14 protein-coding genes and 1 pseudogene are annotated in these 15,862 nt (G+C 61.2%); 7 read left to right on the top strand and 8 right to left on the bottom strand.

Annotated features, from left to right (window positions below; all coding sequences use genetic code 11):
- Both FIV38_RS20285 and FIV38_RS20280 read left to right on the top strand, forming a co-directional pair.
- Positions 1-117: pseudogene (locus FIV38_RS20285) on the top strand (IS110 family transposase); the annotation flags it as partial.
- Positions 118-384: 267 nt separating this feature from the next.
- On the top strand, positions 385-2,331 hold the full coding sequence (locus tag FIV38_RS20280; protein WP_092231307.1) for an autotransporter domain-containing protein: 1,947 nt from the start codon (positions 385-387) through the stop codon (positions 2,329-2,331).
- A 27-nt stretch (positions 2,332-2,358) separates the two neighbouring features.
- Here the strand turns inward: FIV38_RS20280 and FIV38_RS20275 are convergent, their stop codons facing one another.
- The 4 genes from FIV38_RS20275 to FIV38_RS20260 form a co-directional block, all read right to left on the bottom strand.
- Positions 2,359-3,279 (bottom strand): SdiA-regulated domain-containing protein, encoded by a 921-nt coding sequence (locus tag FIV38_RS20275; protein ID WP_092231198.1) that lies wholly within the window; start codon positions 3,277-3,279, stop codon positions 2,359-2,361.
- A 120-nt stretch (positions 3,280-3,399) separates the two neighbouring features.
- Positions 3,400-4,326 carry an SdiA-regulated domain-containing protein gene (locus FIV38_RS20270; RefSeq protein ID WP_092231201.1) on the bottom strand — a complete coding sequence of 309 codons (927 nt, stop codon included), beginning with the start codon at positions 4,324-4,326 and terminating at the stop codon, positions 3,400-3,402.
- A gap of 263 nt (positions 4,327-4,589) precedes the next feature.
- Positions 4,590-5,255, bottom strand: a complete 666-nt coding sequence (locus tag FIV38_RS20265) for a fumarylacetoacetate hydrolase family protein (RefSeq protein WP_029289416.1) — start codon at positions 5,253-5,255, stop codon at positions 4,590-4,592.
- 24 nt (positions 5,256-5,279) lie between these two features.
- On the bottom strand, positions 5,280-6,674 hold the full coding sequence (locus tag FIV38_RS20260; protein ID WP_092231204.1) for an FAD-binding oxidoreductase: 1,395 nt from the start codon (positions 6,672-6,674) through the stop codon (positions 5,280-5,282).
- A 366-nt stretch (positions 6,675-7,040) separates the two neighbouring features.
- Between FIV38_RS20260 and serA the strand changes: the two genes are divergently transcribed.
- Positions 7,041-8,270 (top strand): phosphoglycerate dehydrogenase, encoded by a 1,230-nt coding sequence (gene serA / locus FIV38_RS20245; RefSeq protein ID WP_029289418.1) that lies wholly within the window; start codon positions 7,041-7,043, stop codon positions 8,268-8,270.
- A gap of 65 nt (positions 8,271-8,335) precedes the next feature.
- Here serA and FIV38_RS20240 read toward each other — a convergent pair whose 3' ends face one another.
- Entirely contained in the window at positions 8,336-8,773 is a 438-nt protein-coding gene (locus FIV38_RS20240; RefSeq protein ID WP_029289419.1) for a DUF4399 domain-containing protein, read from the bottom strand.
- A 134-nt stretch (positions 8,774-8,907) separates the two neighbouring features.
- On the opposite strand from FIV38_RS20240, the gene FIV38_RS20235 reads away from it, so the two are divergent.
- Entirely contained in the window at positions 8,908-9,531 is a 624-nt protein-coding gene (locus FIV38_RS20235; protein WP_092231210.1) for a transporter substrate-binding domain-containing protein, read from the top strand.
- Positions 9,532-9,678: 147 nt separating this feature from the next.
- Here the strand turns inward: FIV38_RS20235 and FIV38_RS20230 are convergent, their stop codons facing one another.
- Together FIV38_RS20230 and FIV38_RS20225 are read right to left on the bottom strand one after the other, a co-directional pair.
- Positions 9,679-10,167: a 2-thiouracil desulfurase family protein gene (locus FIV38_RS20230; protein ID WP_029289423.1), complete on the bottom strand. Its 489-nt coding sequence runs from the start codon at positions 10,165-10,167 to the stop codon at positions 9,679-9,681.
- 2 nt (positions 10,168-10,169) lie between these two features.
- On the bottom strand, positions 10,170-10,802 hold the full coding sequence (locus tag FIV38_RS20225; protein WP_070993998.1) for a 2OG-Fe(II) oxygenase: 633 nt from the start codon (positions 10,800-10,802) through the stop codon (positions 10,170-10,172).
- Between the two features lie 131 nt (positions 10,803-10,933).
- Between FIV38_RS20225 and FIV38_RS20220 the strand changes: the two genes are divergently transcribed.
- Positions 10,934-11,686 (top strand): DUF2059 domain-containing protein, encoded by a 753-nt coding sequence (locus FIV38_RS20220; RefSeq protein ID WP_029289427.1) that lies wholly within the window; start codon positions 10,934-10,936, stop codon positions 11,684-11,686.
- Positions 11,687-11,810: 124 nt separating this feature from the next.
- On the opposite strand, the gene bipL is transcribed toward FIV38_RS20220, so the two are convergent.
- Entirely contained in the window at positions 11,811-12,752 is a 942-nt protein-coding gene (gene bipL, locus FIV38_RS20215; protein ID WP_092231213.1) for a phospholipase BipL, read from the bottom strand.
- A gap of 111 nt (positions 12,753-12,863) precedes the next feature.
- Between bipL and FIV38_RS20210 the strand changes: the two genes are divergently transcribed.
- Together FIV38_RS20210 and FIV38_RS20205 are read left to right on the top strand one after the other, a co-directional pair.
- Positions 12,864-13,436: a DUF6436 domain-containing protein gene (locus FIV38_RS20210; protein ID WP_070994000.1), complete on the top strand. Its 573-nt coding sequence runs from the start codon at positions 12,864-12,866 to the stop codon at positions 13,434-13,436.
- A gap of 30 nt (positions 13,437-13,466) precedes the next feature.
- Positions 13,467-15,836 carry a penicillin acylase family protein gene (locus tag FIV38_RS20205; RefSeq protein WP_092231216.1) on the top strand — a complete coding sequence of 790 codons (2,370 nt, stop codon included), beginning with the start codon at positions 13,467-13,469 and terminating at the stop codon, positions 15,834-15,836.
- Positions 15,837-15,862: the final 26 nt, after the last annotated feature.

The following is a 15,862-nucleotide window of genomic DNA, read 5'->3' as shown; positions in this document are numbered from 1 at the left end:
AAGACCCAAGCCCTGGTAATCCTCGCCCGCAAGCTCTGCCGGGTGGCATTCGCGCTGATGAAAAACCAGAGCGAATACCAACCGAACTTAAGGTTGCAGGGTTTACCTGCAACATAGAATCTCCCACCTTTTTGACCGCGCTCCGTTCGATGGGCATGTAACAAAAACGCTACTTTTCGCAGCAGCCTCTCCCCCGCCCGCCCCAATTTGTGCGCCAAGTCACGGCATCCCCTGCCGCATCTGGTATCAAATCCGTTACAACTTATAGCCAGGCGACCCCCACTTCCAACAACGCGCCAATTCGCGACCGCCCCACGGAATGAGGCGCGCATTGTGCAATCGGTCCCGCCGAGCAACTCCCTCAACCTCTTCAAGGAAGACCTTGTGATCAAGCCCCTAGCTCTCGCTGTCAGCGTTGCCTGTGCCCTGCTGTCGACTCAATCCAATGCCTATGATTACGGCGAGCACGCCAATACCACCCTGGAAAAGCTGATCACCGACTACCCCGGCCGCTACCGAGGCACGGCCAACTTCGCCGGCGCCGCCGACTGGATGCAGAGCCAGATGGGCAGCGCCTATAACATCAGCCGCCAGGACTTCACTTGGAATGGCGGCAGCCGCGCTTCGCAAAACGTGGTGGCCTATGCCGCCGGCACCAAACCGCAATACGTGGTGATTGGCGCGCACTTCGATACCTATTTTGGCCGCCCGACCCTGCAAGGCCTGGACGACAACGGCTCCGGCGCCAGTGTGCTGACCGAAGTGGCGAAGAACCTTGGCGGCCTGCAACTGGAAAACGGCTTGCAGATCGTCGGCTTCGGCGCCGAAGAGGAAGGCCTGCGCGGCTCCCGGGCATTTGTCGATTCGCTGAGCGCCAGCCAGCGCGCCAATATGCTGGCCATGATCAACCTCGACAGCCTGATCACCGGCGACATGATGTACGCCCACGCCGGCCAGAACAGCACCGCCAACCCGGCCCTGGCATCGTTGCGCGAACACACGTTCCAGATCGCCAAGGAATTGAACATCAACCTGTTCACCAACCCCGGCCTGGACGCGCAATACCCCGCCGGCACCGGTTGCTGCAGTGATGGCGAAGCCTTCGAGGCGCTGAATATCCCGATCCTGTATATCGAAGCCACCAACTGGGAACTGGGCGACCTGGACGGCTACACCCAGACCGACAACCCAGCGATCCCCGGCGGCTCGACCTGGCACGACCCCAACGAAGACAACAAGACCGTCCTGACCAATGCTTTCGGCCAGGAACGCATCGACCAGCGCCTGCGCGATTATTCGCGCCTGCTCAGCCGCCTGGTGCTGGAGCTGACCAATGCCGACTTGATGGCCTCCACCACCTCGGGCGGCGCGGTTGCGCGCAATATGCAGGACAACCTGCAGCGCCAGCACCAGGCCATGGTGCGTTTGCACGATCGCCGCTGGCTGACGTTGCAATCGGCCAGCCGTGAAGTGGGCACCTTCGATGGCGAGATCGGCGTGGACGGCGAGTACAACCCGGACAGTGGCTTCGACACCGCTCCCAACCCCGAAGCGCGACGCCTGGGCCTGCATGCCCTGGGCGACTATCAACTGAGCAGCAGCTTGAACATCGGCGCCAGCCTCAGCTACCTCAACGGTCGCGACAAACTCGAGCACCGTGGCAAGCTGGAAAGCGACACCTGGCAAGCCGCAGTCTATGCCTTGTTGAACGATGGCGGCCCGACCTGGCTGGCCGGCGACCTGAGCGTGGGCCACAGCAGCTTTGACTCAAAACGTAACCTGGTGATCCAGGCCAATGGCGGCCCCGTGTTGCTTGACCAGCAACTGACTGGCGAGACCGATGCCTTGTCCCTGGGTGCCCGGTTGCTCGGCGGCTATGACTTCGACCTGGGTGCGATCAAGACCGGACCGTTTGCCGGCCTGGATTACAGCCACTCGCGTATCGACAAGTTCCACGAGAAGCAGAACCTGCGCACGGCCCTTGAATATGAAGAGCAGTCTTTCGATTCCCTGGAAGCCAGCCTCGGTTGGCGCATGCGTGGTGCTGTGGCCCTGCCTTACGGCCTGAGCCTGATGCCCTACGGCGATATCGCCTGGGTCAAGGAGCTGGCCGACGGCCGCCTGGACGACCTGGACCTGACTGCACGAGCTGATGGCCAGGTGCGCACTGCGCGCCTGGGTTCAGTAGACAAGAGTTTTGGCCGCGCACAGGTCGGCAGCCAATTGGCGATCACCCCGCAGCTTGGGGTGTACGCCGAAGTGAACGGGCGCCTGGGCCATGCCGAAGGCAGCCAGACCGGCTATTCCCTGGGCGTACAGTGGATGTTCTGATCCTTGCAGGAGCGAGCTTGCTCGCGCCTACATTGGGTCGGTTTTTTTCTTGAACACGTAGAACAAGTTCGGCTCACTGACCAAATACAGCGTGCCATCGTCATCCATGGCGATGCCCTCGGCCTGGGGCACGCGCTTCTTCAGGCCATGGCGCCCCTTGAGCAATGACAGACTGCTCAAGGGGCGACCGTCGATATCCAATTCCAACACCAGGTACGACTCATCGGACAGCGCCAGCAAGTGGCCGCTGCGCTCATCGTATTGCAAGCTGGACAGGTCGCGCACAAACAGCCCGGCATCGCGCCGTGGGTTGTTGACGACATGGACCGAGTAGGTCTTTTCGGGTTTGAAATGGGGAAACCCATGCACTTCGTAGATCAACATCGGGTCCCGCTCCTTGGCGACAAACAGGCGCTTGCCCACCGAGTCATAGGCCAGCCCTTCAAACCCTTTATTGCCCTTGAGGTGCACACCCAGGGTCATCTGCTCGGCGTCGGCCGCGTCGAGGAACTGCGTGTCGTCCTCCAGATGTATCTTGATCAAGCGCTGTTGGCGTTCATCGCTGACCACATAGGTGTTCTCGCTGATGAACTCCACCGCTTCGGCATCGCCAAAGCCCACCAGGTTGATACGCCGCAAGATCTTGCCGTCCAGGGACAGTTCGACCAGTTCGGCGTTTTGGTTGGTCACGGTAAACAGGCTCTTGCGCACCGGATCGAAGGTCAGTGCCGAGACGTCATCGTCCAGGCCGTCGATCACCTGGGCTTCCAGCACCACGTGATAATCCGCCAGGCCAATGGATCGTTCGTCCACCGGCTGTCGCCAGGTCTGCCAGTTGAACCATACACGTTCGAATAAACGAAACTGCTGGGCGACCACGCCCACAGCAACCAGGGCGATCAACAACAGGATAAACAGGGCGGGTTTGGGGCGGGCAAATCGGCGCATGGGGGCTGGCTCAAAGTCAAAACTGGCAAATGAATATCACAGCCATCTGAATTTAAACTTAAACGCAGCTCAGTGTCTGGGGAATGCCGCTCATAGAGAAGAATCCGACGTATCAGTCGGCTATTTCTGCTTTTCGAAGCGGTAGAACAGATTGGGCTCGCTGACCATGTACAGCGTGCCGTTTTCATCCATGGTCACGCCTTCGGCGCGGGGGATGGTTTTTTTCAGGCCATTGAAGCCGCCAAGCACCGTCATGAAGCTGACTTGCTTGCCTTTTTCGTCCAGCTCCAGCAGCAGATGGGAGTCGGCGGACAGTACCAACAGGTGGCCGGTACGCGGATCGACGCTCAGGGCCGAGAGGTTGCGAATATCCAACTCTGAGCTGGGCAGTTTCTGCTTGTTGCCAGCCAGGACCTGGCCGCCGTCGCTGTGCCAGGTGAACAGCTGCGCTGGCCGTTCGATACCCAACACCAGTTGTTGATTGCGCTTGTCCCAGGTGATGGCCTCGAATGCCTTGTTCTGGTTTTCGGAGGGTCCCAGGTCGTAGCTGGGGAAGTCAGCGAAGGCCAGTTGGCGCGTGTCGGCATCGACCTTGACCAGCGTCATGTTGTGCCTGCGCTCATCGACGATGGCCAGCACGCCGTTTTCCATGACCGTCACGCCTTCCGGGTTGCTCCAGCCCACCAGGGGGATCTTGCGCAACACATCGCCCTGCAGGCTCAGCTCCACCAGGAACGGGTTGCGGCCCATGACCGCGTACAGGGTCTTGGTCCTGGGGTCGTAGGCCAGATCCGACGCTTCGTCCTTTTCCATGCCGGGCAACGGCTTGGCGTCAATCACCGTCTGGTAATCCGGAAGCCAGACACTCTCCCGACGCTCCATGGGGCTTTCAAACCGCTCCAACACCCATAACGCGCCCCGGTCGTCCCAGTGCATCAACCAGGAAATCCCATACATGACGGCCCCGACCAGGAACAGCCAGGAGTACCAACGCATATTCAGGCGCGGGCGCGGAGCGGGTTTCACAGAAGGGAGAGGTACGGCCATAGAGGCATTCCAGATAATCGGCTGTAGGTGATAGCCCAGGCTTAGACCGCCTGCGTGCCATATGGCCGAGGATTATCCAGATGGCGTGTGAAAAAAATGCAAAGCGCCGATTTGCGCAGTACGCACAAATAATCTGTGTACGAGCTTGTGTGGGAGCCGGGCTTGCCCGCGGTGCAAGCACTGTGGTGTATCAGGCACACCGCGGTGATGCTATCGCAGGCAAGCCAGCTCCCACACAAGCCGGCGCCTACAGAGGGATGGGGTTAGCGTACGGAGCTTTCGAAGCGGCTCACGCCGGGCAATTCCAGCACCAGTTCATCACCCACTTCCAGCGGGCCCACGCCCACAGGCGTACCGGTCAGGATCACATCACCGGCCTGCAGCGAGAAGCAGCCGGCCATGTGCTGGATCATCGGCACGATCGGGTTGAGCATCTGCGCACTGTTGCCGTCCTGGCGCACCTGGCCGTTGATGGTCAGGCGAATGCCGATGTCGGTCAGGTCCGGGAAGGTGCTGCCCACCACGAACGGCGCAATGACTGCCGCACCGTCGAAGGACTTGGCAATTTCCCACGGCAGGCCCTTGGCCTTGAGCTCGGACTGCTTGTCGCGCAGGGTCAGGTCCAGGGCCGGGGCGAAGCCGGAGATGGCGTCCAGCACTTCTTCACGGCTCGGGGTTTTCGACAAGGGCTTGCCGATCAGCACCGCGATTTCCGCTTCGTAGTGCACCGACCCACGGTCGGCTGGAATGGCAAAACCGCCTTCCAATGGCACCACGCAACTGCCCGGCTTGATAAACAGCAGGGGCTCGGTCGGCACCGGGTTATCCAATTCCTTGGCGTGTTCGGCGTAGTTGCGCCCGATGCAGACCACTTTGCCCAGCGGAAAGTGGATATTGGTGCCGTCGACGTACTTGTGCTGATAGCTCATGGACCGCTTCCTCTTTCGTGATGGTTAAACAGCGAAGATCTTGCCCGGGTTCATGATCCCGTTCGGGTCAAACACGGCCTTCACTGCCTTCATATATTCGATTTCAACCGGGGAGCGGCTGTAGGTCAGGTAGTCACGCTTGGTCATGCCCACGCCATGTTCGGCGGAGATCGAACCGTTGTACTTCTCGACGGTTTCAAACACCCACTTGTTGACGGTGGCGCACTTGGCGAAGAACTCGTCCTTGGACAGGTTTTCCGGCTTGAGGATGTTCAAGTGCAGGTTGCCATCGCCGATGTGGCCGAACCAGACGATTTCGAAGTCGGGGTAGTGTTCGCCGACGATCGCGTCGACTTCCTTCAAGAACGCCGGCACTTTCGACACGGTGACCGAAATGTCGTTCTTGTATGGCGTCCAGTGGGAGATGGTCTCGGAGATGTACTCGCGCAGCTTCCACAGGTTGTGCAGCTGGGTTTCGCTCTGGCTCATCACGCCATCCAGCACCCAGCCCTGCTCCACACAGTGCTCAAAGGTTTCCAGGGCGTGGTTGGCGACTTCTTCGGTGGTGGCTTCAAATTCCAGCAGGGCATAGAACGGGCAATCGGTCTCGAACGGCGCCGGCACATCGCCACGGCCGAGGACTTTGGCCAGGGCCTTGTCGGAGAAAAACTCAAAGGCCGTCAGATCCAGCTTGCTCTGGAACGCATGCAACACCGGCATGATCGAGTCGAAGTCAGTGGTGCCGAGCACCATGGCGGTGAGGTTTTTCGGCGCACGGTCCAGGCGCATGGTGGCTTCGACCACAAAGCCCAGGGTGCCTTCAGCACCGATAAACAGCTGGCGCATGTCGTAGCCGGTGGCGTTCTTGATCAGGTCGCGGTTGAGCTCCAGTACATCACCCTTGCCGGTGACGACCTTCATGCCGGCCACCCAATTGCGGGTCATGCCGTAGCGAATGACCTTGATCCCGCCGGCATTGGTGCCGATATTGCCGCCAATCTGGCTGGAACCGGACGAAGCGAAGTCCACCGGGTAATACAGGCCGTTTTCTTCGGCGACGTTCTGCAATTGCTTGGTGACCACGCCCGGCTGGCACACGGCGGTGCGGTCGGTGAGGTTCACGTCGAGGATCTGGTTCATGTAGTCGAACGACACCACCACTTCGCCATTCGCGGCAACGGCCGCCGCCGACAAGCCGGTACGCCCACCGGATGGCACCAGCGCCACCTTGTGTTCATTGGCCCAACGGACAATGGCCTGTACCTGCTCAATGGTCTTGGGGAAGACGATAGCGGTCGGCGCGGGGGCGAAATGCTTGGTCCAATCCTTGCCGTAAGCCTCCAGGGAGTCTGCATCGGTCAGCACTTTGCCGGGCTCAACCAGGGTCTTTAGCTCATCAATCAGGGCAGGATGGGTCATCGACAGAACTCTCGAACAATTCATGGTCATCCTGAGAACGCTTCACGTCGCAGGAATGAGTGTTTAGCGGGGCGCGTATGCTAGCATACCGCCCCCGCAGGACAGAGCCCAAGGGCGTTTCTGCGGTGACGGCTTTCCTGCCGTCCGGGTCAGCTCTGTGCCCTGATTTACCAATACGTTTCTGTTTGGCGAGTGGCTGTTGTCGTCAGGCAAGGCGCCGCGACGACTCATAGCTGGCTATGGGGAGGAGCGGCAACGCAGCATGACGGCAACAGACGCCGTCAAACGGGAACAGTATTGGTGAATCAGGGCACATCCGGCGATCCGATTCCCTGCCATTTTTCTCCGGGACACAGGTTTACGCAGATGAGCAAGACTTCTCTCGATAAGAGCAAGATCAAGTTCCTTCTTCTGGAAGGCGTCCACCCATCGGCCGTCGACGTCCTAAAGGCCGCCGGGTACACCAGCATTGAGTACATCACCAGTTCTCTGCCGGAATCCCAGCTCAAGGAAAAGATCGCCGACGCGCACTTTATCGGCATTCGCTCCCGCACCCAGCTGACCGAAGAAATCTTCGACCACGCCAAGAAGCTGGTAGCTGTCGGCTGTTTCTGCATCGGCACCAACCAGGTTGACCTCAATGCAGCGCGCGAGCGCGGTATCGCAGTGTTCAACGCCCCGTACTCCAACACCCGTTCCGTGGCGGAGCTGGTATTGGCCGAGGCCATCCTGTTGCTGCGCGGCATCCCTGAGAAGAACGCTTCCTGCCACCGTGGCGGCTGGATCAAAAGCGCGGCCAACTCCTTCGAAATCCGCGGCAAGAAGCTGGGTATCGTCGGTTACGGTTCGATCGGCACGCAATTGTCGGTACTGGCCGAAGGCCTGGGCATGCAGGTGTTCTTCTATGACACCCTGACCAAGCTGCCATTGGGCAACGCCACCCAGGTGTCGAGCCTGACCGAGCTGCTGGGCATGTCCGATATCGTGACCCTGCACGTGCCGGAAACCGCTGAGACCCAGTGGATGATCGGCGAAAAGGAAATCCGCGCCATCAAGAAGGGCGGGATCCTGATCAACGCCGCTCGCGGCACCGTGGTCGAGCTGGATGCCCTGGCCGACGCGATCAAGGACAAGCACCTGATCGGCGCCGCCATCGACGTGTTCCCGGTGGAGCCGCGCTCCAACGACGACATTTTCGAAAGCCCGCTGCGTGGCCTGGACAACGTGATCCTGACCCCGCACATCGGCGGTTCCACCGCTGAAGCCCAGGCCAACATCGGTCTGGAAGTAGCGGAAAAGCTGGTCAAGTACAGCGACAACGGTACGTCGGTGTCCTCGGTCAACTTCCCGGAAGTGGCCCTGCCGGCTCACCCTGGCAAGCACCGCCTGCTGCACATCCACCAGAACATCCCGGGTGTGATGATGGAGATCAACAAGGTCTTCGCGGAAAACGGCATCAACATCTCCGGTCAGTTCCTGCAGACCAACGAGAAGGTTGGCTACGTGGTAATCGACGTCGACGCCGAGTACTCGGACCTGGCGCAAGAGAAGCTGCAGCACATCAGCGGTACTATCCGTAGCCGCGTGTTGTTCTAAGGTTTCAGACGCACCACGAAGAAGGGAGCCCTCTGAGGGCTCCCTTTTTTTCGTCTGAACAAATCTTACTTGACGGTAACGGTGATCACTTTTGAAGCTACAGTAGGTTCAAACTGACGGTGAACGTTATCGCCCGCCACCAGTTGCAGGGTGTGCTTGCCTGGGGCCAGGGTCAGTTCAGTCTTGGTCTGTGCCTTGCCGAAATGGATCACGGTATCGGTGGCGGGAATCGGCTGGCTTGGGTCGGGCAACTCCTTCTGATCAACCAGCAAGTGGTGATGGCCGGCACCCGGGACTTGTTTGTCGATAGGTTCCAGGTCCATGCCCTTGATGCCAAATTCAACGGTGAAGGTCTTGTCGACGGTAGCGCCATCCTTAGGCGAGACAATAAACACTTCAGCACCCTTGGGCGCAGGTGTACGTGGGACATCGGCGGCTGACGCCAGCATGGAAGCCCCCAGCAGCAGGCTGGCCAGGGTTGCACGAGACAAAATGGCTTTCATTAACTTCTCCAGTTTTTCTGTGAAATCTGTAGGGTTATGACAACTTAGTGACGAAACGTTGTCCAAGGCACTCGACACCATAGCAAAGCGAGCCTGAACCGCGTCTCGCACCTTCGAATTCTTTAGGAGTGACCATGCGTTTTTTGCCTGGCCTGTTACTTGTGCTGCCTTTTTTGAGCCCCTTGGCTCACGCCGAACTGTTTGACGACGTGTTTGACCGTGGGGAACTGCGCATTGCCCTGGAGGCCGACACGCCGCCCTTCAACTTCAAGGAAGGCGACAAACTCACCGGTTTTGAAGTGGAACTGGGTGAGTTGCTGGCTCGGGAAATGGACGTACGCGCCTCCTTTATCACCACCGACGAAGCAGACTTGCTGCCCGGCGTGGAAAGCGGCAAGTACGACGTGGCGATCAACCACATCGCTGTGACTGCGCAATTGCGCGATCGTTTCGATTTCAGCGCGCCATATAGCTATGCCAATGCCCAGATGCTTGCCAACAAGCAGCAGAAACCCCTGTTGAGTGGCCTGGATACCCTCACCAGCAGTCAATTTGCCGCCAAGCCCACCGAGGGCGTGGATCTGCGCAGCCGTGTCGATGCCAAGGCCACGTTGACCCTGGCCATCCCCTTCCAGAAGGGCAACCCGGCGTTCAAATCGAGCCTGGACATGGCGTTGGAACGGATCAAGGCCGATGGGCGGCTGACGGCGCTGTCGCAGAAGTGGTTCGAGGCTGACACCAGCAAACCTGCCAAATAACCAATGTGGGGCCAGGTTTGTGTGGGAGCGGGCTTGTGTGGGAGCGGGCTTGCCCGCGATTGCGGTGGGTCAGCCAAAAAATCTGTCACTGATATAGCGCCATCGCGGGCAAGCCCGCTCCCACACAAGCCCACCCTCACATGGGATTTAGGCGGGGTTTGAGAGCAGGGCCGCAGCCGCCTCGGCCAACTCCAACTCGCTGAACACCTGCACCCCATGGCGCTTGAGCAACGCTGCCGTCACCCCTTCACCCGTGACTTTCACCCCACTGAACGTGCCGTCATAAGTCAGCAGGTTGCCGCATGACGGGCTGTTGGCCTTGAGCACCGCGATACGGATGCCGTGGCGCTGCACCAGAGCCAGGGCCTGGCGCGCCCCATCCAGGAAGGCTTCGCTGAAGTCCTGGCCATCGGCGGTCAACACTTGGGCGCGGCCTTCCCACACATCCATCCCCTGCCCGCCCGGAATCTCGGCGGATGGGCGTGGCGTAGGCAGGCCGCCAGCGACCTCTGGGCACACCGCAACCACTCGCCCTTCGGCCTGCCAGGCGGCCAGTTGGTCGAACGGCCCGCTGGCCCCACCGTCATAACGCACGCGATGCCCCAGCAGGCAGCGGCTGACCAGAATCTTTTGCATGCTCAAAACGGCTCGTTGCCCCGCCGGCGAAACCAGCCCGTCAGCGACAGGCGCTCGCGGTGGGCGGGGAGGACTTCATGGGGCACTTCCCCCGACAGGAACACCACCAGGCAACCACCGGTGGGGTCCACATCGTGTTCAATGCCATCCTTGAGGTACATGCGCAACTGGCCTCCGTGCTCGGGCAGCCAGTCCTGGTTCAGGTAGACCACCGCCGAGACCATGCGCCGGTCATCATCGCGAAAACGGTCAAGGTGCTTGAGGTAGAACGCTCCCGGCGGGTACATGGCGAAGTGGCATTCAAACTCTTCCAGCCCCAGAAACAGCCCCCGGTTCATCGCCAGCCGCAGGCTGTCCATCAACACCAGGTAGCGGTCGCAGATAGCCGCCTGGCCGGGCTCCAGCCATTGGATATGGTCGCCACGAATCCCCTCGCGAATCTCCTGGGCCGGTCCGCGTCCGACAGCGGCCGGTGCCAATTCACCTTCAGCGGCACGTTTATGGCACTCAGCCGCCAGTTCCAGGGTCAGAGCCTCTGGCAGGAAGATGTTCTGCTGCGACCAGCCTTTCACGGCCAGGTCGTCGACGATGCGTAGCAGCAGCGGGTCATCAGGGGATATTTGCATGGCGCGCATAGTATCCATACGCCTGGCAAACCGACAGCGCCGCCTAGCGCCTAAATACACTTTAGTCAGGCGATTGATAGGACTTCTCGACAAATCCTACGCCCGACACGGACAATAGTGGCCGACTGACAGGAGTCCCTATGCGTCGTTTGTTTTTATCCTTGCTGATGTTCTGCGTGTTGCCCGCCTGGGCAGACAGCCATGACCAGTTGTACGCGGTCGCCGGCTGGCCGGAACAACGTGCGCATTTTAATGACGCCTTGAGTGCCGCCCAGCAGCGCTACCGCAACAGCTTGCCGCCGGCGGTGTACCAGGCGCTGGTGGACAACAGCAATAAACGCTTCGCCCCCAAGGCCATGGATCAGCGCGCCGAAGCCCAGTTGCGCCAGAACCTGGCCGATCCAAAACCCGCGCTGGCGTTTTTCCAGTCGCCGCTGGGGCGCAAGATTGTCGCCGCCGAGTTGCTGGCGACCCGCCGCGACCAATTGGCCAAGAACGCCCAGGGCTTGCCGCAGATCCAGGCCGACGCCACCCGTAGCCTGATCATCGGCCACCTGGCCCAGGCGTTGCCCGCCCGCGAAGCCGGGGCCGAGGTCAGCCTGGCGATTGCCGGCGTGGCAGCAGACAGCCTGAGCCAGATGATCCCCGGCCTGTTGGGCGGCGGTCAGGCGCAAGGCATGCTCAACGGCCAGCGCGAGCGGTTGATGCAGCAGATCGGCAATGACCTGAACAACACCTTGCTGTACGTGTATCGGGACCTGTCAGACCCGGAGCTGGAAGAGTTCGCCACGTTTGCCGAATCGCCGGAAGGCAAGGCGTATTACCAAGCGGCGCTGGCAGCGATCCGCGCCGGCCTGGCGGTCGGCCAAAGCACCTCCAGCCTGGCCCCCTGACGCCCCTCCCCCCTGTAGGAGCGAGCTTGCTCGCGAAGAACTCAAGGACGCCGCGTCTAACCAGGCAGCACGCGTTATCGTTGACGTTCTTCGCGAGCAAGCTCGCTCCTACAGGGGGGGTGGGTTATTTCAGGTGATCGGTGAGGAACTTGAAGTATTGCTCGCGGATTTCAGGCAGCTCATTTGCCATGTGATGCCGCCCACGCGGCACCATCAGGACCTGCGGCTGATCGAACTTGCCGCGTAGCACCTGCAAGTTGTGCTGCCAATCCACCGTCATATCCTCCTCGCCCTGCACGATCAGTGGCCGCCGCGTGCTGCGCGGGGCGGCTTCGATGCGCTTGATCCAGCGCGCCAGCGCACCCACCCAGGCGGTAGGCAGTTGCCGGGGCTGCAAGGGGTCGGCTTCGAGGAACGGACGAAACGCCGGGTCGTTGCTGTTATCGCTGAAGCGCCGGGCGATGCCTTTGACGAACGGCTTGAGCAGGTAATAACTGAGCTGCGACCAGCCCCAGGCTCGCGGCCGCACCAGCGGCGACAGCAGGAAGGTCTGGCCTTGCGCCGGGCTGTCCGGGCCATGGTGGAGCAGATGGTCCACCACAATCGCCCCGCCGGTGCTTTGCCCGAACAGATGCCAGGGCTTGGGCAGTTGCAGCGCGTCGGCCTGCTCGAACAAGCCGTTCACCACCTGCTGGTACACCGCGAAATCATCGATGCTGGCGCGCGCGCCACTGGACAGGCCATGGCCCGGCAAGTCGCAGGCAATCACCACGAAGCCCTGGTCCAGACCCCACTCCACCACGCTGCGGTACAGCCCCATGTGGTCGTAGAAACCGTGGAACATAAACAGTGTGGCCACCGGTTTCGCCGGCCACCAGACCTGGCTGACCACCGTAAACCCGTCCACCTCGAAGCGCCCCAGGCGACTGATCACAGGCTCTTTGCGCGTAGCCAGGTCCAGCCCATAGAAGCGCTGGTAGACCCTGGCCTCGGCCGAAAGCGGTTGCGCGTCCACCAGGGGCCGCAAGCTTTCGCGCAGATGATCGGGGTCAAAGGTAACGGGCATAAGAACTTCCAGACTAGGGCTTCACAGCATTGAACAGATGAATATCGAGTCGCGATATTCATCTGTCAGGGCAAGCATGGCAAGCTACGCCACCGTCGAGGATTGTTCTGAATGCGAAAACCCTACCGCACTGCCCTGCTCGCCAGCCTGATCATGCTGATCTGCGCCGCCGTGCTGTGGGCCGCGTATGACTGGTTCCAGGGTCGCTATCTGCGGGCATTCAGCGAGCATACGGCGGTGTTTTCCGGCGACCTGCTGCGCCTGCCGGACGACCTGGCAGGCCCCGGCCCGATCCGCCTGGTGCACTTCTGGGACCCGGCCTGCCCGTGCAATGTCGGCAACCAACAGCACCTGAGTGAACTGATCGAGCAATACGCGCCCCAGGGCGTGGAATTCTATGCCCTGCAAAAAACCGGCAGCCACGGCCAATTGCCCGCAACCCTTGGCGCCATGAAAATCCTCACCACCTTGCCCGGCGCCGACCAAGTGCCCGCCAGCCCGGCGGTGGGCATCTGGGACAGCAATGGCAAACTGGCGTACTTCGGCCCTTACAGTGAGGGCCTGACCTGTAATTCGAGCAACAGCTTTATCGAACCGATCCTGCAGGCGCTCAAGAGCGGGCGGGCGGTGAATGCGACCCACACCCTGGCGGTGGGCTGCTATTGTTCCTGGCCACAAGGCTAAAAGTCCCACTTCTAATAATAAGGATTGTTCATGAAGCGCGTCTTGTCGGGTCTCGCGGCCCTGCTGGTGTTGATCGCCCTCGGGGCCGGCTGGTATGTCTACAGCAAGCAACCCACCCGCCAGGGCACGGTGGAGCTGGCCAACCTGCAGGGCTCGGTCACGGTGCGCTACGACGACCGGGGCGTGCCGCACATCCGCGCCGAGAACGAGGCCGACCTGTATCGCGCCCTGGGTTATGTGCACGCCCAGGACCGTCTGTTCCAGATGGAGATCATGCGGCGCTTGGCCCAAGGCGAGTTGGCCGAAGTGCTCGGCGTCAAGTTGCTGGACACCGACAAACTGTTCCGCAGCCTGCGCATCCGCGAGCGCGCCACTACCTATGCAGCGCAGATGGACCGCCAGTCGCCGCACTGGAAGGCCTTGCAAGCCTATCTGGACGGGATCAACCAGTATCAGGACAGCCACGCCAGCCCCATGGAGTTCGACGTGCTGGGCATCCCCAAGCGGCCATTCACCGCCGAAGACACCATCAGCATCGCTGGCTACCTGGCCTACAGCTTTGCCGCAGCCTTTCGGACCGAGCCCTTGCTGACCTATGTGCGGGACCAACTGGGCAGCGACTACCTGAAGGTGTTTGACCTCGACTGGAAGCCCAAGGGCGACCTCGGCCTGGCCGCCGCCGACTGGCAAGGCTTGAGTGCCATCGCCCGCCTCAGCGAGCAGGCCCTGGCCGACAACGGCCTGCCGCAGTTCGAGGGCAGCAACGCCTGGGCCATCAGTGGCAACCGTACCAAGAGCGGCAAGCCGTTGCTGGCGGGCGACCCGCATATCCGCTTTTCGGTGCCGTCGGTGTGGTACGAGGCGCACTTGTCGGCGCCCGGCTTCGAACTCTACGGTTATCACAACGCCCTGGTCCCGGTGGCGTTCCTGGGCCACAACAAAGCGTTTGGCTGGAGCCTGACGATGTTCCAGAACGATGACCTCGACCTGATCGCCGAGAAGGTCAACCCGGACAACCCCAACCAGGTGCGCTACCACGACCAGTGGGTCGACATGACCACCAGCGAGCAACAGATCGCGGTCAAGGGCCAGGCACCGGTGACGCTGACGCTACGCCAGTCGCCCCACGGCCCGATCATCAACGACGTGCTCGGCGCCAATGCCGGCACCACGCCGATTGCCATGTGGTGGGCGTTCCTCGACACCGAAAACCCGATCCTCGACGGGTTCTACCAACTCAACCGCGCCGACACCTTGGCCAAGGCCCGTCAGGCCGTGGCCAAGGTACATGCACCGGGGCTGAATATCGTGTGGGCCAATGCCAAGGGCGATATCGGCTGGTGGGCCGCGGCGCAGTTGCCGATCCGCCCGGCCGGGGCCAATGCCGGGTTTATCCTCGACGGCAGCACGTCTCAGTCTGACAAGCTGGGCTTCTACCCGTTCAGCGCCAACCCCCAGGAAGAAAACCCGGCGCGGGGTTATGTGGTCTCGGCCAATGCCCAGCCGGTATCGCCTACTGGCATGCAGATCCCCGGCTATTACAACCTGGCGGACCGCGGCCAACAGTTGAACGCGCAGTTGAGCGACAACCAGGTCAAATGGGACCTGGACAACAGCCAGGCCCTGCAACTGGGCACCACCACCGCCTACGGGCCCCGCCTGTTGGCGCCGCTGTTGCCGGTGCTGCGTGAGGTGGTCAAGGATCCGTCCGAGCTCAAACTGGTGGAGCAGTTGGCAGGATGGAAAGGTGATTACCCGGTGGAGTCGATCCCGGCCACGTTGTTCAACCAGTTGCTGTATGACCTGACGGACGCCGCCTTCCGCCCCAAGCTGGGCGACGACATGTTCAAGACCCTGATCACCACCCGCGTGGTCGACGCCGCCCTGCCACGCCTGGCCGCCGCCGCCGATTCGCCGTGGTGGAACGGGCAGCGGGCCGAGACGGTCAAGCGCGCCTGGGACAAGAGCCTGGCCCACCTGAAAACCACCTTCGGCGACGACCCGGCGCAATGGCAATGGGGCAAGGCCCATACCCTGACCCATGGCCATCCGCTGGGTATCAAGAAGCCGCTGGACCAAATCGTCAATGTCGGCCCGTTTGCCTCACCGGGCAGCCACGAAGTGCCGAACAACCTGTCCGCAATCATTGGCCCGGCGCCATGGCCGGTGACTTATGGCCCGTCTACCCGACGCCTGGTCGACTTCGCCGACGCCGCCCACGCACTGACCATCAACCCGGTCGGACAGAGCGGCGTACCGTTCGACAAGCACTATGCCGACCAGGCCGAGACCTACATCGAAGGCGGGTACGAGCAGGCGCATTTTGATGAAGAGGAAGTCCAGGCCAATACTCGCGGCACCCTCAAGCTATTGCCGGCCCGCCCCCCACAACAGCCCTGACGAAACATGGCTTAAGAAATGTGGGA

It is taken from the genome of Pseudomonas proteolytica, from assembly GCF_007858275.1.
Classification (GTDB): domain Bacteria; phylum Pseudomonadota; class Gammaproteobacteria; order Pseudomonadales; family Pseudomonadaceae; genus Aquipseudomonas; species Aquipseudomonas proteolytica.
The sequence above is the reverse complement of the archived record's forward strand: the minus strand, read 5'-3'. Positions and strand labels throughout refer to the sequence as shown.